The following is a 20,581-nucleotide window of genomic DNA, read 5'->3' as shown; positions in this document are numbered from 1 at the left end:
TAGAGCAATGGGTGAAAAAACAATGTCAGAGAATCTCAGAAGTAAAGTTGTCACACAAGGGGTGCAGCGATCGCCTAACCGCGCTATGCTGCGTGCAGTTGGTTTTCAGGATGAGGATTTCAATAAAGCCATTGTTGGTATTGCCAATGGTTACAGCACAATCACTCCCTGTAATATGGGGATAAACCAACTAGCGCAAAGGGCTGAGGTTGCTGTTAAAAGTGCTGGAGCAATGCCACAGCTGTTCGGCACAATTACTATTAGTGATGGGATTTCGATGGGAACTGAAGGGATGAAATATTCCCTAGTGTCGCGAGAAGTGATTGCAGACTCCATAGAAACCGCCTGTACAGGACAAAGTATGGATGGTGTGCTGGCGATTGGTGGTTGTGATAAGAATATGCCAGGGGCAATGCTGGCGATCGCGCGCATGAATATCCCTGCTATTTTTGTTTACGGTGGCACAATTAAACCTGGACACTACAACGGCCGTGATTTAACTGTTGTCAGTTCTTTTGAAGCTGTAGGTCAATACAGCGCTGGCAAAATTGACGAGAATGAACTAATAGAAGTCGAACGCCATGCTTGTCCTGGTGCTGGTTCTTGCGGTGGTATGTACACAGCTAACACCATGTCTTCTGCTTTTGAAGCAATGGGGATGAGTTTACCTTATTCTTCCACAATGGCAGCTGAAGATGCAGAAAAAGCTGACAGTACAGAAAAATCGGCATTCGTCTTAGTAGAGGCGATTCGTAAACAACTTTTGCCCCGCCAGATTATCACCCGCCAATCTATCGAAAATGCCATTTCTGTAATTATGGCAGTGGGTGGTTCAACAAATGCAGTGTTGCATTTTCTGGCGATCGCTCGTGCTGCTGGTGTAGAACTAACTTTGGATGATTTTGAAATTATTCGTGCCAAGGTTCCTGTTTTGTGTGATTTAAAACCAAGTGGTAGGTATGTGGCTACGGACTTGCATAAAGCTGGTGGCATTCCCCAAGTGATGAAAATGCTACTTGTGCATGGTTTGTTACACCCAGATTGCATGACAATCAGCGGTCAAACAATTGCAGAGATATTAGCAGATGTACCAGAAGAACCACCTGCTAACCAAGATGTGATTCGTCCTTGGAATAATCCAATGTATGCCCAAGGCCACTTAGCGATTCTTAAAGGCAATCTAGCAACAGAAGGTGCTGTCGCTAAAATTACTGGCGTGAAAAAGCCAACAATTACTGGACCTGCACGAGTATTTGAATCAGAAGAATCCTGTTTAGATGCAATTCTTGCAGGTAAGATTCAAGCTGGTGATGTGCTTGTCATCCGCTATGAAGGGCCAAAAGGTGGTCCTGGTATGCGGGAAATGCTGGCTCCCACCTCAGCGCTTATTGGTGCTGGTTTAGGCGATGCTGTCGGATTAATTACCGACGGACGTTTCTCCGGTGGTACTTACGGCATGGTAGTAGGTCACGTTGCACCGGAGGCTGCTGTTGGGGGTGCGATCGCCCTTGTGGAAGAAGGTGATAGCATCACAATCGATGCCCATGCTCGTCTATTACAGTTGAACATATCCGATGAAGAATTAACTCGTCGTCGTGTCAATTGGCAACCGCCTACACCTCGTTATACCAAAGGTGTATTAGCTAAATATGCCAAATTGGTAGCTTCTAGCAGTCTCGGTGCAGTAACTGATTTGGATTTGTTTAATTAATTACTAATTACCTCTTGACTGGAGGCAGAATGTTTCCGATTCTATTGCTTAAGCGGAGCCAGACTGCTTCCTTTTTAATTTTTATTTTCTAAATAACCCCAGTTTGTTCAGGTCTGGTACAAGTTCTACCACAGCGAGCGATCGCTTTATTTACAATAAAAATACAGGTAACCTTTTCTTTGATACAGATGGAATTGGGGGCGTGGCACAAGTTCAAATAGCCCAGTTAACAAATAAGGCAACGCTCACTAGCACTGATATTACTGTAATTGCATAGTCGGGTCACAGTGAATACATTGGTAAGGGTGCGGTAAACGCGCCCTTACTTTTATTGTGTTGGTTTTTGCTAATGTTAATGATTAGCAGAAAATAATTGACACAATGAAAAGTTCTCAACTACCACCCGGAAACTCTGGTTTACCTATATTAGGTGAGACACTTGCATTTATTGTTGACCCCTACAACTTTGTTAACCAGCGCTATCAGCAGTATGGGTCTATTTTTAGAACTAATCTTTTAGGTAGACCAACTGTAGCAATGGTAGGACCAGAAGCGGTTGAGTTCGTTCTTGCCAAGCACATGGACTATTTTTCTTGGCGTGAGGGATGGCCGGAGAATTTCAAAATATTGCTAGGCGAATCTCTTTTTCTCCAAGATGGACAGGAACACCGCAAAAATCGCCGCTTAATGATGCCAGCTTTACATGGGCCAGCATTAGCAAATTATGTCACCACAATGGAAGCGATTACACTTAGCTATCTCCAAAAATGGCAAAAACAACAGGAGTTTATTTGGTTTGAGGAATTTAAACAACTGACATTTGATATTGCTAGTCAGTTGTTATTGGGAACTAATCCTGGTGATGAAAATGTGCGCTTGAGTAAGTTATTTAAAGCGCTGTCAAATGGTTTGTTTTCGATTAACAGATTACCACTACCATTTACTAAATTTGGCAAAGCTGTAGCAGCTCGCAATCAAATTCTAGAGCATGTAACTAAGGTTATCAGAGAACGGCAGCAAAACCCGACTAAAGATGCTCTGAGTTTGTTAATTCAAGCTAGAGATGAAGAAGGTAATAGCATGAGTGAAAGGGAACTCATCGCTCAAGCGGTGCTGTTACTTTTTGCAGGACATGAAACTACAACTTCAATGTTGACTTGGTTGTGCTTAGAGTTAGCACGTAATCCCGAGATTATGAAACGCGTTAGGGAAGAGCAAATGCAACTTGCTAATCAAGGTGCTTTGAGTTTAGAACAATTAGGTCAAATGCCTTATCTAGAGCAGGTTTTGTTGGAAGTTGAACGACTACACCCAGCAGTTGGAGGTGGTTTTCGTGGTGTGATTAAAGAGTTTGAATTTCAAGGCTTTCATGTTCCGGCTGGTTGGCAACTGTTGTATTCAATTCCTGTAACTCATCGCCTAGAAGAAATTTATTCTAAGCCAGAACGTTTTGATCCAGACAGGTTTAGCCAAGAACGCCAAGAAAATAAGAATTATCCCTTTAGTTTAATTGGTTTCGGCGGTGGACCACGCATCTGTATTGGCATAGCCTTCGCCAAAATGGAAATGAAGATTGTTGCTGCCCATCTTTTACGCAGCTATGATTGGGAAATATTGCCCAATCAAAGTTTAGCTACAGTACGAATTCCTACGAATCGCCCCAAAGATGGGTTACGGGTTCGATTTCAGCCTCGGTGAAATGTTCTATGGCACCTCAAATAGACATCAATTTGTCGGCAGGAATTTGGCAACGCTTTCAACAAGCGAAATATTTTGTCAACAATAGTGTGAACTCTCTAACCAACTCAGCACAACAAGCAGGCCAGTCTTTCAAAGAAACGGCAAATCAAGCTACCGATAAAGCAATTAATACAGTTACGACAACTTGGGAACAAGCTAAAGGTTCTGTAGAAGAGAGTTTGCAAACTGCTGAGCAAATTAAGAGTACAACATCAGTAGCAGTTCAAACAGCGATCGCTTCTTCGATGAATGACTGGCTAGCACAACATCCTTTTTTCTTAAAGCTGGTTCAAATACTCAGTTGGGCAACTAATCACCCGATTATTAGTTGTGTAATTTTGGTGTTCATACTAGCTCTAGTTTGGAGTATTATCAAAGCGATAATGCGCTTGATTGAGGCAGCTAGTTGGTCAATTCTACAAGTACCAATCAAATTAATTCAGGCTTTAATAAAAGTTAGCTTTCTATCCTTAAGCAAATTTGGTACTTTTGCTCTTCAAAAAATGACCAATACTCAACCAATTAGTCAAATGTCAGCTTTGCTACCAGAAGATTCTCAAATAATTTATCAAGATAAACAGCAAAGATTGGTAGAAATTTCTCATAGATTAGAGGCAATTCAACAAGAACAGCATGAGCTTTTGCAAGAGGCAGCAGACTTGATTGCTTCAAACACAATTGATATAAAAATTTCAGAAGTGAAATTGAGTAGTAATCCAAATCACACCGTCATTCAAAGGCAGTGAGTGATACCAATTCAAAAAAATCCTGATACAGATATATCTTTCGTAGGGGTTTAGCATTGCTAAACCCTTACCCGTGTATTTGTATCACTATTAAAGTGAAATAGTATGAATTATAAAAATTTTCCCGTGATTTTAGCCCGAGTGCCTGTTCCCTAATCCTACGAGTAAGTTTACAAATCAGATAGGAACGCTAACTGTTTTGCACGAATTATTGCCAATGTTTGTAAATTTACCTTTAATGCCTGAAATTCCTCATTTTATTGGATAAATTCGCAAAATAAGTGAAATTTTAAGAATTTTATGAGATCGCGCTTAAGTGAGGCAACATCTAGCTAATTGACAGTTTATTGCCAAAAAGGTATACATATTTGAAAATTTACTCTAAGCAAGTCTGGATCTTATGCCTAGTGTTGAACTTGATAAAACCCGAGAGCATCGCATTGAAACTGAGATAATTGTCGATGCTGAAGACAAAGAGGAACGGGCGATGGGTTGGTACTACTACCTCGACGATACTCTGAACTTTCCTTTTATGGCCAAGTGGACAAAGAAGGGACGCAAATCAACGTCACCCCAGGAAAAACAAGTTGAAGTCTTGGGAATGGCACCTGACGATGAGTGTGAAAAAGATATGTTTGTAGAAGTAGTCTATCCCGATGGCAAAGATGAAGATGTGTTTACAGCGCGGCTATCAGAAATAGAAGCCATTGATGCTGATGATGAAACCCAAGAAGCACTTGCAGACTGGCAATATTGGCTTGCTAGAGGATACAAGTTCTAAAAGTTAATTTTCTAGTGCAAAAAGGTAATTCGACAATACTCTTAAGGAGTGTTTGTAGACACCCCCAGTTAGGTCCTGAGTAAACCGATTCAGTAGAAGAAAGATTGCTTATTTTACAAACTTTCCATTCTTTTGTCTTGGATAGTGATTTTTGCCATGCTGCACTATATCAATTAAGTTCTAAGATAACTGCCGAATAATACGGCAGGGATTTCCCGCAGCAACAACATTTGCAGGTATATTTTTGACTACTACACTACCAGCACCAATAGTAGTATTGTCACCAATTGTGACTCCAGGACAAATAATTGCACTGCCACCAATCCAGACATTATTACCAATTTTAACCGGGGCAGCCAGTTCCCTGCCAGAAAATCGAATTTCCGGTTCTATAGGATGGTAGGCAGTGTATATCTGCACATAAGGAGCGCACATCACATTTTCACCAATATGAACTGTATTGCAGTCTAAAATTACACAGCCATAGTTCATATAAAATCTATCGCCAGCATAAATATTACTGCCGTAGTCACAGTGAAATGGTGGCACAATTGATGCTTTTTGTCCTAACTTTCCAAACAATTCTTGCAAAATTTGTCGTCGCTGCTCTTGTTGTTCTTCTGTTGTAGCGTTGTACATTCGCAGGAGACGACAGGCTCGCTTATTCTCACCAACTAACTCCGGATCTTCTGCAAAATATAACTCGCCTGCCAGCATTTTCTGTTTTTCTGTTTTTTCCATAACAGAATTCTGAGACTCGCTTGAATAGGATTTATAGCAGAGGATAAATTTACAATCTTGTTAGATTTTGCTACTTACTATTATGATACATAAGCCGGCTTGACAATCAAGCTAAGTGGCTCAGAGGTACATAGTAATGCTAATGCTTTCCTAGCGAGAATTGAGTAAAAGTTAACTGGTGATTGAGTAACGATCTGGAAAATCTAGGTTCAGAAAAAATTTATAGATGACAACTGACCCCTAAGATTTTAATCAAAATACGCCATAACGAGCTTTTCCTTGCCGCTTAGCACGGTACATGGCAATATCAGCATCTCTGAGTAGGTTTTGTGGCTCTTCATAACTACCGCTACTCAAAGCAATTCCTATGCTAGCAGTGGGACATATTTGATGTCCATGAAGGATAAGTGGTACGCTTAGAGATTCTTGAATGCGCTTAGCTACATTAGTAGCGTCTGTAACATCTTTGATGTCTTCTAAAAGCACGGCAAACTCATCACCACCAAATCGGGCGACAGTATCGCCACTGCGTAAACATGACTCTAAGCGTCGAGCGATCGCTACTAAAAAATCATCTCCTATTGCGTGTCCAAAGCGATCGTTAATCGCCTTAAAGCCATCTAAATCTAAAAATAAAACTGCAAAATTATAATCATTTCGTCGTTTGCTGCGTTCAATTGTTTGCCTAAGACGATCGAGAAACAAAACTCGATTGGGTAGTGCTGTTAGTGCATCATGACAGGCATTGCGGAGCAGTCTTGCCTCGTTTTGTTTGCGTTTAGTAATATCTTGAAGAACTAAAACTGCTCCATTGATATTACCGTCAACATCGCGGATGGGTGCAACAGAATCACCAATGGGTACTTTTGTGCCATCTTTAGCCAGTAGGGTACAGTTATCCGGTAGATTCAATGTCTCACCTGCTTGTATTGCCTGGCTGGCTAAATTATCTATTACTTCGTCCATATCTTTGTCAATTAAGGTTACAACTTCTCCCAAATCTTTCCCATAAGCTTCATCTTGTCTCCAACCTGTAAGCGCTTCTGCTACTGGATTCATCATTTGGATGCTGCCGTTAGCATATGTTACTACTACTGCACAGCCCATGCTGTTAATAATAGCTGTCAGTCTCTGTTTTTCTTCCTCATATTTTTTGTTCATTTGGTGCTTATAAAGAGCCATTTCAACGGCAAAATGTAAGTCTTTTTCAGCACATGGTTTGAGAATATAGCTAAAAGGCTCACTGAGTCGCCTTTTATTAAATGTAATATCTTCCGAGTACTCCGTTAAATATAAAACGGGTATTTGGAAATGGTTTTGAATAATATCCACAACTTCAATACCATTGATTTCCCCAGCTAAGCAGATATCAATTAATACTAAATGTGGATTTGTCTCAGCGACTTTTTTGATAGCTTCTTCACCAGAAGCAGTAACTTCTAGAACAAAATATCCTAGCTTCTGCAAACTATTTCTTATATCTAAAGCTAGGATTTCTTCATCCTCAACAACTAGGATTTTGTGGGCGAACATGTTAGACTAATCTGTTGGCTAAGGTTCAGATTCTGTTTTCAGTCTCGACTCACTCTGAAAATCAATAATCCTATAATAATCAATCTATAATCTACCTGTGTAGTTGCTAGCTAAAATAATAACTAAGTTTTTAATTAACATATTCTTTGATTGCTGATACAGTTGATATCCAGTTAATAACGTAAGTAACTATTTTGAAATGTAAATTGCCATACAGTTATTAAAAACCAAAGATATATTTTGGCAATTTGGCAATTTTCAATCATAAAAATTACAAGTGCTTGCGGGATTTACGTAATATAGAAAGGAATTCAGATGTGAATAAAATATCTGAAGAAATGCCATTATAGAAGTAATTTAAAATTAATCCAAGTGCTGACAACCAATAAATAGATTTGATTTCAACTTAGTTTTTTTTTGATACACTTTTTAGCAATTGGTTTAAGAATATTAATATAATTGGCTTACAAAAACAGAGAATTTACTTTAATAAAAGTATTAAATTACACTTTAATTTAAGCAATATTTTGGAATAAAAACGGTGAATTGCTTATATAAAGTTAAATAGCAAAAATACGTTAGATGTATAAAATAGTTATTTTATAATTTCCGGAGCGCGAACTGCTAAGGCAGAAAATTAGAGAAAAATATAGTCCCTCTTAAACAAATTTCAAAGTTAAGCTTTGTGTATTGGACAATGTAGTAACGCAATGAGTAATCACAACAGGAATAGCTGCGAATATTCTGCGGTATCTGTGCAAATACATTGTCAAGACAACTTTTATCTAGTGAGGCTGAGAATGTGAACAGAAAGGTGACGCGATGAAGTATATATTTCTGACTTTCAGTGTTTCTAAATTCTCACGTCACCACATCATCTATATCCACCAATTCAGACTTGACAAAGTCGTTGAGTTATACCAATTTGAAAAATAATAGACCAAAGAGTTCAAGTAGGGCATTTGGAATTGAAAATTTCGTAAATTAGTGCCAGTGTGCTTTAGGGATGAGGCTTATTTCGTGTCAATTCAATGCTAATTTTGCCACCAAAGTCTGGAATAGGTGCGGCGGGTTTGCTGAGAGTTACTTGGACTTGTGTGACGCGATCGCACTGTTGGAGAATAGAATCTGCAATTGTACCAGCTAACTTTTCTACCAAAGCAAACTTGGATGTCTTCACGAGATTTTGCACCAAGCTAATGATACTGCGGTAATCTATGGTGTCTGCGATCGCATCAGTTTTAGCAGCCGTAGAAAGATCCAGCCATAATCTTACATCTACCTCAAACCATTGTCCTAGCACTTGTTCTTCAGGTAAGTACCCCGTGTAGCCATAGCTGCGAATTCCCGTTAAATGAATGCAGTCCATAAAACTTGTCTAATGAATTTTGCATTTTGGATTTTAACTGGATCTGTCACCTTACCTTCACGGTTTTTGCGTTGCAGTATAGGCTTAAGTAGTTAACGATGAACTTATCTCTCTGTTTGCTGGAATGCTGAACGCCTGTAAAAATGTTAATCAACTTTGGGCTTATATCTTGACGGAGACGCTAAAGCGCCTAGGGTTAACTTGTGCCGTCATTTGTCCAGGTTCTCGTTCTACACCTCTAGCAATCGCCTTTGCCCAGCAAATGCCTGAGATTGAAGCGATTTCTATTTTAGATGAACGCTCCGCCGCTTTTTTTGCCTTGGGACAAGCCAAGGCTAGCGGTAAGCCTGTAGTACTAGTTTGCACATCTGGTACAGCCGGAGCAAACTTTTATCCTGCGGTGATTGAAGCTAAAGAAAGTCGCATACCTCTGTTGATATTAACTGCTGATAGACCACCAGAATTGCGAGATTGCCACTCTGGTCAAACGATAGATCAGTTGAAATTATATGGCACTTACCCAACCTGGCAAACAGAGTTAGCTTTACCCTGCCCAGATATAGAAATGCTAGGTTATCTGCGACAAACGATAATCCACGCTTGGGAAAAATCGCAAACTCCTACCCAGGGGCCAGTACATCTAAATATTCCCCTACGTGACCCCTTAGCACCTCTTCCTGATGGGACTGATTTCAGCTATTTAGAATCGCACTTTCACCCAGAAGAATTTTTTGCAGCAGTCACAAACTCCATCCCATTCCCCGTTGCTCATTCTCCATTGCCCATTCCCCAAGAATGGCAACAATGCGATCGCGGAATTATTATCGCTGGTGTTGCCCAACCACAGCAACCACAGGAGTATTGTAGAGCGATCGCGCAACTTTCCCAAACATTGAAATGGCCTGTCCTAGCAGAAGGACTTTCCCCAGCCAGAAATTACGCCGACCTCAACCCCTACTTAATTTCTACCTACGACCAGATTTTGCGAAATCCCCAACTTGCAAAACAGCTAACACCCGAAATGGTGATTCAAGTAGGAGAAATGCCCACAAGTAAAGAACTGCGTACTTGGATTAGTGCTACACAAGCGCGACGTTGGGTAATCGACCCCAGCGACCAAAACCTCGATCCTCTTCATGGGAGGACGATTCATTTGCGGATGAGTATTGAAGATCTGGGGACAAGTGGACAAGGGGACAAGGGAGAAAAGTTTTCTTCGTCTTCCTCATCTCTTCCTGACTACTTGCAACTGTGGTGTACAGCAGAAACGCATGTGAGGGAAGCTATCGATCAAACCTTGGTGAAAATGGAAGAGTTATTTGAAGGTAAAGCTGCGTGGTTGCTTTCCCAAACTTTACCGCCGGGAACACCGCTATTTATCGCCAACAGTATGCCTGTGCGGGATGTGGAATTTTTCTGGAAACCGAATAATTTAGGAGTGCGATCGCATTTTAACCGAGGTGCAAACGGCATTGATGGCACATTATCTACAGCTTTAGGAATTGCTCATCGCCATCAAAGTATTGTGATGCTAACAGGAGATTTAGCTTTATTGCATGACACCAATGGTTTTTTAATCCGCAATAAATTTGTCGGACATCTCACAATTTTATTAATTAATAACAATGGCGGTGGAATTTTTGAAATGTTACCCATTGCCAAATTCGACCCACCATTTGAAGAGTTTTTTGGCACTCCCCAGAATATCGATTTCTCTCAATTATGCGCCACTTACGGTGTAGAGCATGAATTAATTACTTCTTGGCAGCAGTTGGAGCAAAGATTAAACCCACTTCCAGATAAGGGAATTAGGGTTTTAGAGTTGCGGACTAATCGTAAAGTAGACGCTAAGTGGCGACAGGAGAATTTAAGGAAGTTTAGCGAAATGACCTGTAATCCTTCGTAAGCTTTATCAAGCGTAGGATAAGATATCGCGCGTGTTTGCCAAGTTCACTTCGAGATGCTTTACTTATAGCCATGAGAATTTTACCGGAGTGCGATCGCCCTTCTCTTTGCGCTTTTGCATGAGATTTACCCTCTTGCTTAATCTTGTAACCACCCTTCCAAATCAGCAAGAGTAGAAAAATCCAACAAAGCCTCACCTAAAGCTTCCAACTTTTCCAGTGATAACGCCTGAATCTGAGTCTGAAGTTCATCGGGAAGCTCACCAAATCGCCGTTTTAATAGTCTTAGAATAAGCGATCGCGCTTCTTGTTCTCGACCAACTTCTCTTCCTTCCTCACGTCCTTGTTCTTTTGCTTCCCGAATAGCCCGTGGTTCTTCCTCCAAATTCAGTCCTAACATCGCTTCAATCTCCTCTCGACTTAATGTAGAAAACTTGTAGAGAATAATCGTCGTCACTAAATCTATTATTGCTTGTTCCGATTGTTGCTGTGCTTGCTCCAGCAAATACCGCCCTGCTTCCACTGTTTCTGTTTCAGAAGTGATATTTGTCAGCAACATTAACCCGATTGCCAAAGGTTGTTGTCGTAAATCCCCCAACTCATGCAAATAGACACGCCGAACTTGACCACTCTCCAACAAAGCGCGATGAATTGTGGAATTCGTGGGTTCAAGACTGCGAGAAGGAAAAATTATTACTCCAAACCAGTCATCGTAACGGATGGAGTGACGGTACAGAAATAAAAACAACTCGCTAAAGAAGCGGTGGTAGAGGTCTTCATCCTTTTGAAACTGCACCTCAGCAAAGAAGACTACTTTGGAAGCAGAATTGGCGGGTGGTAAAAATACTCCATCAATCCGGAACGCTGTTTCTTTCACCTCAACCGATTCAAACTGGTAGCCAGCTGCATCTGGGGGTGGTGAGTCTACCAATTCAAACAGCAATCCCGGAAATTGCTTGAACAATTTATAAAAGATAGAGTCGCGTCGCATTTTTCACAGCGAGTCAATTACCAGACTTGATTGTAAAGGCTGGAGAGACTAATTTTAGCGTAGGCGTAGCCCACCGTAGGTATCGCTTATCCCTTCGTCCGCGATAAAATTCTCAAGCACAACAGCGGTCTCCATACCAATGCAAATTAACTGGCAAACTGCCAAAACCTACGAAGACATTTTGTATCAAAAAATTGATGGTATCGCCAAAATTACTATCAATCGTCCTCATAAACGCAATGCTTTCCGCCCTAAAACTATCTTTGAACTTTACGATGCTTTCTGTGATGCCCGCGAAGATACCACTATTGGGGTAGTCTTATTTACGGGAATAGGACCATACACTGATGGCAAATATGCTTTTTGTTCTGGTGGCGATCAAAGTGTAAGGGGACAGGCTGGTTATGTTGACGATGCTGGTATTCCCCGCCTCAACGTCTTAGACTTGCAACGCCTAATTCGTTCGATGCCGAAAGTAGTAATTGCCCTAGTAGCGGGATATGCGATCGGTGGTGGACACGTCTTACATTTAATATGTGACCTGACAATTGCTGCCGATAACGCTATTTTTGGGCAGACTGGCCCCAAAGTCGGGAGTTTTGATGGTGGCTTTGGTGCTAGCTACCTCGCCCGCGTTGTCGGGCAAAAAAAAGCGCGAGAAATTTGGTTTCTCTGTCGTCAATATAATGCTCAACAAGCTCTAGAAATGGGTTTAGTGAATACTGTTGTGCCAGTAGAACAATTAGAAGCCGAGGGTATTCAATGGGCGCAAGAAATTTTAGAAAAAAGCCCGATCGCAATTCGTTGTCTGAAAGCAGCATTCAACGCTGATTGTGACGGACAAGCTGGTTTACAAGAACTAGCTGGAAATGCCACCCTGCTGTATTACATGACAGAAGAAGGTTCTGAGGGCAAACAAGCGTTTTTAGAAAAGCGTCCCCCAAATTTTCGCGACTTCCCTTGGCTACCCTAGAAATGCAAAAATCGCTCCTTAAATACAAGGCGCGATTTTTCTAGAAGTTAATTTTTACAGCACCAGAAATGTTAAAGGCAAATTTTAATAGCAAAATACAAACTCATACCAAGTTACGCTGTATAGTATTGCTTCAAATAGAAGAAACAAGGTAACTATAAGTATTTCGGGTCCCAACTCTAAAATTCAAAATTGGTATCAGCCAGAGAATAATATGGATGACTAAATTAGTACTGTTTCAGTTTTTGCTTGTTCAGCAGTACAGGTAGAAGTTTCTTCAATAGGAACAAGACTAGTAGTTTCTAAATCTGAAGCTAGAGTGGCACAAGCAACTACCACTGGTTTTGCATCTGGCAGACTCCAAGCACCTTCTAAAGTTTCCCAAGAAGGTGCAAAAGGAGGAAGCGCTAAAGAGCAAGCTTTCCAACTTCCTTGAACTGGCGCTCCTAATTGTTGGCACATTCCGCCACGGCGACCCTCTGGGTTGTAATGGCGGCAATATCTACAGGCAGATGTCAAAAATTTATTAGGTTTCATTTGGGTTCATCTTTTAGTGCTGTCTAGGATCAATTTATCTGTTTATATTCTGCTTCTAGATATAAATACGTAGTAAAGCCAAAATCCATTATTAGCTATGGGTTTTAGCGATCCCAATGAAAAAATTAACTTTATGATGTTTTTAGAATCTTGTTATATTTTTCAATGATCGCTAGAGTGTACACATGCTAAATTTTGATTTAAAACAGTTGGGGATCAACGCTAAAAGCAAAAGTTTTGATTTGCTTCTCTTCTTAATCTCATCCTTAAGGAATAGGATTAAAGGTAGATTAATTTGCTTATTGAGCATATATCTGGCATAATGCAACAGAAAACTGTCTAGTTAATAGAAAACTAGATTATTGAGGATAGTAGTCAGCTAATTCAGCAGCAATTCTACAGAATTAGAATCAGCAAGCACTTTTGCCAATAATGCTGATGTTTAAACAAATGCCTTTAAGGTGAAAACACAAGAATAGTCATAAGCAAACTGGCTATGGGGTGTTTAGATGCATTAAGCACATCTGCAAAACTCACAATAGTAATTTAGCAACGATCTCAAAAGCCATTTATAAATTCAAAATAAAATTCTGGGGTATGCGCCATAGTAATTTTGGATGGGATAGTTTGTAGTACGTGGAAATAGTTGCTAGCAATGGTTTCCTCTTGCAGCAACCTCTCCAAAAAGCATTGGAATGAAAAGTCTTTAGTAAAAAACTGCTCTAGTAATCTTAAACAATATTATTTATCCCAATTTCCGATACAAATAAAGACATATGTATGAAGAAAAATTAAGATATCTAAATCAAAACAAGGAGTCTTTGGTGAAAGATAAGCTAGAGGGCAGACGAGTAAAGATTTTCATGACGGCTGTTATGGTGGGGTAGCAGGAAAATTTTAGGTCGACAAATACTGATTGATGTAGATAGCCAATTCCCCATGCCTTACACCATTTCACTAAATACCTAATACAAACAATTTTTTTCATCCTTGGTTGTGCCAAAACCTGGCGTGAATGGCTGACTTGAAAGTGCTGAGTGCTGAGTTGAGAGTTAGAAGTTATCTAAATAGAATTCAGGAGTCAGGAGTCAGAATGAGCGCATGAATTCTGTACGACTAGCGGATGAATAAGTGGGTTTAAGACCCCCGCTAAATTTTTAATTTAGCGGTCTACAATTAGTGGCGGGTTTGAATCCCCCACTAATTGATTCTGATTCCTGAGTTCTGGCTTCTGGATTCTTCTTCAATCTCCTTGTCCCCCTTTCATACATGGCGATGAAATTTTTTCATTGGGGCTGCCTTGTTTATAACTGCTTGGCAGCACAAAAAGAACAAACATGCCATCGCTGAAGTTCACCTGGTGGGCTGGGACATTGACACTGGGGGCAAAGGGGTAAACCATGCGATCGCTCTTGCATCACCCTAGCCCAATGCCCAAAAGCGGCATTAGGATTATTGGGATTAGCAGTATTAGGCGCTAGCTCCTGGGAAGAGGTACTTAAATCACCCAGATAACTAGGATGTTCGCGTGGCAAAACCTCTGCTTGCGGCTTTTGGGCTGCTGGAGAATATTGCCATCCCGCAGTAGAAAAGCGAATATCCATCAAAGATGTCGCCAGTTTTTCATTCAATTTCAAAAGTAGGGTCTGACGTTTAAAAGTCAGGTTTTGCGCCCAAGCAGCGCTAGAAGTTGCCACCCGCAAAACATCACGCTGAATCGATAATGGTCGAGTATGTGCGGCAACTACGACTCCGACAACTTCTGCCCAAGATTGTAGCAAGCGTTGAAAAGGTTGTTCTTGCCATTGAGCCTGCTTTTCCAGAACATCTAAAATATCATTAACTGATTTAAACGACATCTTGCAAAAAAAGCGTAAAAATTGAGCTTGGTTCTCGGATCTATACTATAAAAATTCATTCAAGATACTAAAAAATGAGCTAGCTCCTTGTGGAGGACACTGCGTTGGTAGTGTACTGCCTTCAAATGAGAGCTATATTTAGCAAACGCTGCTATTTTCAAGGTTTCTACCTGTGGACGGGATGCTGTCAACAGTTCCGCAAGCAGCAAAAAGTAAAAATTAATGTCTGGACATGTCCGGCTTTGTATCAGCTTTATGGAGCAGGCAATGAGTCAAAACCCTCGAATCGATTCTGGTAATCAATCGTCTAAAACACCTGGTTTAAAGCCAGCACTAGGTGCCGCACTGGCAAGTTTAGAAGTACAGCTAGATCAAGAGTTAGCTAGATACCGACGCACGCGCAACAGTGCAAGGATTGCAAACCCACCCCGCGTAGTTAGTTATATTGGCAGTTCACCTCAAGCGATCGCCGCTGCGATTCTAGAGCAATCTCAAGCAGCAGAAATCAACCCCAACATCCCACCTGCTGTCATATCTGATACTCCTCAGATGGAACCAGCAACAAATACGACACAGTTTGAGGATATGGATCATCTACTGCTGTCTCCCACCCCAGATATTGCCCAAACACCAACTTCTCCACAGCCACGCCCAGCAAATCCTGCTAGCAGCATAGTACCTACAGGACAGGCTCATCAAGACGATAATCTTTTAGAGGCAGATGAAACCCCTACCCAGCCTGATGACTATTTAGAATCAAGTGAAGCACTGTTGCGCAGTGTGACAGACGAACAACCACAAACGAAAAAGCCGAGCAGTTCTAATGATGGTATTTTGTCACCTTTGGGTATTGGTTCTATGCTACTGCTATTAGTAGCAAGTCTGACTCTAGGCTACGTAGCGTTCAATCCTAAAGGCTTGACACAGTTGAGTTTTGGTAAATTATTTAATTCTAAATCTCCTACTTCTACAGACAATACTACAGGAGTTGTCAGTAATTCCCAGCCTCAACCTGAGGCATTACTTACACCTATACCCAAGTATCCTAATCTCGCTGCCAAAGAGTTTCCAGAAGTCAAAGATCCAAATGATGTTGTTGGCTTAAAACCTAAAGCCCAAGCAAATCCGGTAGTATTACCTAACCCCATTCCCGCACAACCAGTTGCTCCTCCAGCAAAACCCCCCATAGAATTATCTTCTCCACAACCTGTAAATCCGATCGCAGTAGTACCATCACCAAAGGTGGAGGAGCCTTTAGCTCCGAGCAATTCACCTTTAGAAACTAACTCACCTGCCATTCAAACAGAACTCAACGCCCAAACCAAACCTTCAGCAGATGGGTTTTATCATGTAATTATCGATAATCAAGACGATCGCGCTTTCGCCTCAGCACGGCAAGTAGTTCCTGATGCTTATTTATCACCCGATAACAAATTGATTTATTTAGGTGCTTTTAAAACTCAAAAGGAAGTTCAAAAACATCTGCAATTACTACAGAAAAACGGAATTCAAGCCAGAGTTCAGCAGCCTTAAGCGGCGGAAATCTAGGCGATAATGAAGAAAATATCAATTCCCATATCTTGCTTTGAACAAGTGCTGAGTCAAGAGGCAAGGGTCATTGGGCATCGGGGATGAGGCATTAATTATTTCTCCCTTACCTTGCTTGTCCTTGTTTTGATTTCTAAATTGTGAATTGCTTACTGACTGGCAAACAGTGAATGGAGAGCCGACATGGAAGTGATGAAGCGTATCCTGCGGGTGTTTCGGGCTAACCTGAATAGTTTGATCGGCAGTGCGGAAGATCCAGAAAAGATTTTGGAAAAAACTGTCTTAGAGATGCAGGAAAATTTGATGCAACTGCGACGGGGAGTGGCACAAGCGATCGCTATCCAAAAACGTACTGAACGGCAAGCAACGGCTGCTGAGTCTACAGCTGAAGAATGGTATCGCCGCGCCCAACTAGCACTGCAACAAGGCAACGAAACGCTAGCACGGGAAGCTCTCACCAAACGTCGAGTTTACCAAGAAACTGCTAGAGCACTCTCTAGCCAAAAGTCAGAGCAAACCGATTTGGTGGACAAACTCAAAAAGGATATGCGAACCCTAGAGTTAAAAATTTCGGAAGCGAAAACTAAAAAAGATCTGTACATTGCCCGTGCCCGCTCGGCGGAAGCGTCTGTTCGGCTACAGGAAATGCTCAGTGGGGTTTCTTCTACTAGCAGCTTAAACGCCTTTGAGCGGATGGAAGAAAAAGTTTTGCAGATAGAGGCTCAATCAGAAGCTATAGCTCAACTTGGCGGCGATGAGCTGCAAAAGCAATTTGCTACGTTGGAATCTACAAATGATATTGATGCCGAGCTAGCAGCGATGAAAGTGCAAGTTTTAGATGATGCAAATAACACGCATATACAACAGCACTTACCCAAAAGTCCAGATTCTGAATGATTGGGCAATTACCGAGGCGGGAGTATATCTTAACAATTAAGGGGTGTTGGGAGGTACTGTTCCAGACGGGAAAGATTACATTGGAATAAGTAGCTATTAAACAGTAAAAAGCTTAACTGTCCAACAAATTGCGTAAACAACACAAGGAAAAAACAAACTTATGGGATTATTTGATCGGATTAAGCGAGTAGTCAGTGCTAACCTCAATGACTTGGTAAATAAAGCAGAAGACCCCGAAAAAATGCTGGAACAAGCCATCCTGGAGATGCAGGAAGACTTAGTACAGCTGCGTCAGGGTGTTGCCCAAACGATCGCTGCTCAAAAACGCACTGAGAAGCAGTATAATGATGCCCAAAATGAAATCAATAAGTGGCAGCGTAATGCCCAACTAGCGCTGCAAAAAGGTGATGAAAACCTAGCGCGGCAAGCCCTAGAACGTAAAAAGACTTACACTGAAACTAGCACTGCACTCAAAACTAGCCTAGATCAGCAAAACGTTCAAGTTGACACCCTCAAGCGTAACTTAATTCAGCTAGAAAGCAAGATTTCTGAGGCCAAGACCAAGAAAGAAATGCTCAAAGCTCGGATTACTACTGCTAAAGCCCAAGAGCAACTCCAAGGCATGGTGCGGGGGATGAATACTAGCAGTGCAATGTCGGCTTTTGAGCGCATGGAAGAAAAAGTCTTGATGCAAGAAGCCCGCGCCCAGTCAGCAGCAGAGTTGGCAGGTACTGATTTAGAAACCCAATTTGCAGCTTTAGAATCAGGTAGTGATGTTGATGATGAATTGGCCGCTTTGAAAGCCCAAATGACCTTAGGGCCTGCTAGTTCACCAAATCAACCCCAATTACCACCACAACAACAAACTACATCTCCTAAATCTAATGAAGTAGTAGATGCTGAGTTGGATTCTTTACGCAAGCAATTGGATCAGATGTAACTTTGTTGAATAATTTCTTCAAGCTAGTCCCACAACGTTTGGTTGTGGGATTTCGCATTCTCAGCCTTGAGTGCTGAGTCCACAGTCGAGAGTCACAGTCCAAAGCTTTTTGACTGTTGACTGTTGACTCACCACTCAGCACTCAGATTGGGATAGAGTATTTTGTGTGCCAACTTTGATCAATGCCACCTGATGGAGACTGCAATGAGTAAAGGTGTAATCACCATAACTGATGCTGAGTTTGAAACCGAAGTTTTGAAAGCCGATCTGCCAGTATTGGTTTACTTTTGGGCTTCCTGGTGTGGGCCTTGTCAACTCATGTCACCACTGATGAACTATGCTGCCAGCACGTACAGCGATCGCCTCAAAGTCGTTAAAATAGAAGTTGACCCCAACCCACTTACTGTTAAGCAATACCAAGTGGAAGGTGTACCTGCCATCAGGCTGATAAAAGGTCAGGAACTATTGGTATCCTCTGAGGGAGTCATTGGTAAAGACAAATTACTTAGCCTCTTAGATACACATTTAAATAGTAATTAGTTAATAGTCAAGAGTCCAAAGTAATGACCAGAAGAGGCAGGGGGCAGGAAAAAGGGAGCAGAACAGATAAATTTGCTTAAGAGTCATACTGGTCTAGGCAAAGAGCAGAAAAGCTGTTGCCCGTTCTCTATTCCCCCAACTCCAAAAGTTGTATTATGCTTAACCGCAAACCGCTATCGGTATGGGGTTAACTTCTGTTCTCTTGCATCTTTTTTGACAATTGACCATTGACTTTTATGGAATTTGCGAAGCGTTTACAACCCCTGCAATCTAATGTATTTGCAGATATGGATAGAGCCAAAGCCACTGCTTTGGCTGCTGGTAGAGAGATCATAGACTTGTCTTTAGGGTCTTCTGATTTACCAGCAGAAGCTCATGTAATTGAAGCGATCGCTCAGTCTCTTCACGACCCCAGTACCCACGGCTATTTGCTGTTTCACGGCACTCAAGGTTTTCGCCAAGCTGCTGCTAAGTGGTACGAAAACAAATTTGGTATCAAAGTCGACCCAGAAACTGAGGTACTGCCCCTAATTGGTTCGCAAGAAGGTACAGCTCATTTGCCCTTGGCAATACTCAACCCTGGAGATTTTGCTTTGTTGCTCGATCCAGGCTACCCCTCCCATGTTGGAGGAGTGTACTTAGCTAGCGGTCAAATTTACCCAATGCCACTACTGGCAGAAAATGATTTTTTACCTGTATTTAGTGATATTCCCGCTCCTGTCTTGGCACAGTCGCGGATGATGGTCTTAAGTTATCCTCACAATCCCACCGCCGCGATCGCTCCTTTAGCCTTCTTCCAAGAAGCAGTAGCCTTTTGCCAGCAACATAATATCGTCCTGGTTCACGATTTTCCTTATGTAGATTTGGTATTTCCAGAGTCTGGATCTAGAGAAAATAACATTCCCAATACCCAATCTTTAGTTCCCTCAATTCTGCAAGCTGACCCAGATAAAAGTATCTCGATAGAATTTTTCACTCTTTCCAAGTCCTACAATATGGGTGGCTTCCGGATTGGCTATGCCATTGGTAATGCTGAGCTAATTCGGGCTTTACGTCAGGTAAAAGCAGCCGTTGATTTTAATCAGTATCGGGGAATTTTAAATGGTGCGATCGCTGCCTTGACTGGTCCCCAAACAGGAGTGGAAAAAGCTGTTGCTACCTTCCGCCAACGTCGCAATACATTCATTAGCGCTTTACACCGCATTGGTTGGCATGTTCCCACTCCCCAGGCCACAATGTATATCTGGGCACAGTTACCTCCTGCTTGGAGTCAGAATTCTCGAGAATTTTGTACACGACTAGTAGAAAAGACGGGAGTGGCAGCTTCTCCTGGTGCTGGTTTTGGCAAATCTGGTGAAGGGTATGTTCGCTTTGCCTTAGTACATGAGCCACCTATTTTAGAAACTGCTGTTGAGAGAATTGCTGAGTTCCTTTAGGAATATAAATACACTCTTTCACTACGGTACTGGCTTACCGTAACACACCATTCCTCACATTGATTGATACGTTTGAGGTATGCGAGTACCAGTTGCCAAATGCAGAAAAGCCAAGCCACCAGACGCTGGTATAAGCAGTTAATGGTGGCTATTTTGCATTGAATAGAGGGAATTCATAGAATTCAGACTTAGAAGGCGATTCCCAATATAAAATTTAAATATAATAATCACAGCGCTAAAATTTTGGAAAATTAGCCAATTATTTATTACCACAAACCAATAGAAAATTAGCTAAAGAAAATATTAATTTTTTAGTTAAGCCCTATTTTAGGGAT

The 20,581-nt window shown here is 41.5% G+C and carries 17 protein-coding genes; 11 read left to right on the top strand and 6 right to left on the bottom strand.

The window, feature by feature from the left end; translation table 11 throughout:
* Positions 1 to 22 precede the first annotated feature (22 nt).
* The 4 genes from ilvD (at position 23) to BV372_RS23475 (ending at position 4,978) form a co-directional block, all read left to right on the top strand.
* Positions 23 to 1,711 (top strand): dihydroxy-acid dehydratase, encoded by a 1,689-nt coding sequence (ilvD, locus tag BV372_RS23490; RefSeq protein ID WP_086688920.1) that lies wholly within the window; start codon positions 23 to 25, stop codon positions 1,709 to 1,711.
* A 381-nt stretch (positions 1,712 to 2,092) separates the two neighbouring features.
* On the top strand, positions 2,093 to 3,409 hold the full coding sequence (locus BV372_RS23485) for a cytochrome P450 (protein ID WP_086688908.1): 1,317 nt from the start codon (positions 2,093 to 2,095) through the stop codon (positions 3,407 to 3,409).
* Between the two features lie 8 nt (positions 3,410 to 3,417).
* Positions 3,418 to 4,197 (top strand): hypothetical protein, encoded by a 780-nt coding sequence (locus BV372_RS23480; RefSeq protein WP_086688907.1) that lies wholly within the window; start codon positions 3,418 to 3,420, stop codon positions 4,195 to 4,197.
* 400 nt (positions 4,198 to 4,597) lie between these two features.
* Entirely contained in the window at positions 4,598 to 4,978 is a 381-nt protein-coding gene (locus BV372_RS23475) for a calcium-binding protein (protein ID WP_086688906.1), read from the top strand.
* A gap of 180 nt (positions 4,979 to 5,158) precedes the next feature.
* Here the strand turns inward: BV372_RS23475 and BV372_RS23470 are convergent, their stop codons facing one another.
* The 3 genes from BV372_RS23470 to folB all read right to left on the bottom strand — a co-directional run bounded on the left by BV372_RS23470 (position 5,159) and on the right by folB (position 8,621).
* Positions 5,159 to 5,719 (bottom strand): sugar O-acetyltransferase, encoded by a 561-nt coding sequence (locus BV372_RS23470; RefSeq protein ID WP_086688905.1) that lies wholly within the window; start codon positions 5,717 to 5,719, stop codon positions 5,159 to 5,161.
* 252 nt (positions 5,720 to 5,971) lie between these two features.
* Positions 5,972 to 7,252 (bottom strand): diguanylate cyclase domain-containing protein, encoded by a 1,281-nt coding sequence (locus BV372_RS23465; protein WP_086688904.1) that lies wholly within the window; start codon positions 7,250 to 7,252, stop codon positions 5,972 to 5,974.
* Positions 7,253 to 8,252: 1,000 nt separating this feature from the next.
* Positions 8,253 to 8,621: a dihydroneopterin aldolase gene (gene folB, locus BV372_RS23460; RefSeq protein WP_086688903.1), complete on the bottom strand. Its 369-nt coding sequence runs from the start codon at positions 8,619 to 8,621 to the stop codon at positions 8,253 to 8,255.
* Between the two features lie 124 nt (positions 8,622 to 8,745).
* Here folB and menD point away from each other — a divergent pair, with 124 nt between their 5' ends.
* The gene (gene menD, locus BV372_RS23455) at positions 8,746 to 10,527 is read left to right on the top strand and encodes a 2-succinyl-5-enolpyruvyl-6-hydroxy-3-cyclohexene-1-carboxylic-acid synthase (protein ID WP_086688902.1); all 1,782 of its coding nucleotides are present in this window, start codon (positions 8,746 to 8,748) and stop codon (positions 10,525 to 10,527) included.
* 137 nt (positions 10,528 to 10,664) lie between these two features.
* On the opposite strand, the gene BV372_RS23450 is transcribed toward menD, so the two are convergent.
* On the bottom strand, positions 10,665 to 11,516 hold the full coding sequence (locus BV372_RS23450) for an Rpn family recombination-promoting nuclease/putative transposase (RefSeq protein WP_086688901.1): 852 nt from the start codon (positions 11,514 to 11,516) through the stop codon (positions 10,665 to 10,667).
* Between the two features lie 139 nt (positions 11,517 to 11,655).
* On the opposite strand from BV372_RS23450, the gene menB reads away from it, so the two are divergent.
* Entirely contained in the window at positions 11,656 to 12,489 is an 834-nt protein-coding gene (gene menB, locus BV372_RS23445; protein WP_086688900.1) for a 1,4-dihydroxy-2-naphthoyl-CoA synthase, read from the top strand.
* Between the two features lie 222 nt (positions 12,490 to 12,711).
* On the opposite strand, the gene BV372_RS23440 is transcribed toward menB, so the two are convergent.
* Positions 12,712 to 13,026 (bottom strand): hypothetical protein, encoded by a 315-nt coding sequence (locus BV372_RS23440; RefSeq protein WP_086688899.1) that lies wholly within the window; start codon positions 13,024 to 13,026, stop codon positions 12,712 to 12,714.
* A gap of 1,304 nt (positions 13,027 to 14,330) precedes the next feature.
* On the bottom strand, positions 14,331 to 14,885 hold the full coding sequence (locus BV372_RS23435) for a DUF721 domain-containing protein (RefSeq protein ID WP_086688898.1): 555 nt from the start codon (positions 14,883 to 14,885) through the stop codon (positions 14,331 to 14,333).
* Between the two features lie 267 nt (positions 14,886 to 15,152).
* Here BV372_RS23435 and BV372_RS23430 point away from each other — a divergent pair, with 267 nt between their 5' ends.
* The 5 genes from BV372_RS23430 to BV372_RS23410 all read left to right on the top strand — a co-directional run bounded on the left by BV372_RS23430 (position 15,153) and on the right by BV372_RS23410 (position 20,246).
* The gene (locus BV372_RS23430) at positions 15,153 to 16,418 is read left to right on the top strand and encodes a hypothetical protein (RefSeq protein ID WP_086688919.1); all 1,266 of its coding nucleotides are present in this window, start codon (positions 15,153 to 15,155) and stop codon (positions 16,416 to 16,418) included.
* A gap of 198 nt (positions 16,419 to 16,616) precedes the next feature.
* Positions 16,617 to 17,330, top strand: a complete 714-nt coding sequence (locus BV372_RS23425) for a PspA/IM30 family protein (protein WP_086688897.1) — start codon at positions 16,617 to 16,619, stop codon at positions 17,328 to 17,330.
* Between the two features lie 160 nt (positions 17,331 to 17,490).
* Positions 17,491 to 18,270 carry a PspA/IM30 family protein gene (locus BV372_RS23420; RefSeq protein ID WP_086688896.1) on the top strand — a complete coding sequence of 260 codons (780 nt, stop codon included), beginning with the start codon at positions 17,491 to 17,493 and terminating at the stop codon, positions 18,268 to 18,270.
* Between the two features lie 204 nt (positions 18,271 to 18,474).
* A complete protein-coding gene (locus tag BV372_RS23415) occupies positions 18,475 to 18,810 on the top strand; it encodes a co-chaperone YbbN (protein ID WP_086688895.1) in 336 nt (111 codons plus the stop codon).
* 236 nt (positions 18,811 to 19,046) lie between these two features.
* Positions 19,047 to 20,246, top strand: coding sequence for an LL-diaminopimelate aminotransferase (locus BV372_RS23410; protein ID WP_086688894.1), 1,200 nt, complete (start codon positions 19,047 to 19,049; stop codon positions 20,244 to 20,246).
* Positions 20,247 to 20,581 lie beyond the last annotated feature (335 nt).

The sequence above is a fragment of the Nostoc sp. T09 genome, from assembly GCF_002154695.1.
In the GTDB taxonomy this organism is placed as follows: Bacteria; Cyanobacteriota; Cyanobacteriia; order Cyanobacteriales; family Nostocaceae; genus Aulosira.
The sequence above is the reverse complement of the archived record's forward strand: the minus strand, read 5'-3'. Positions and strand labels throughout refer to the sequence as shown.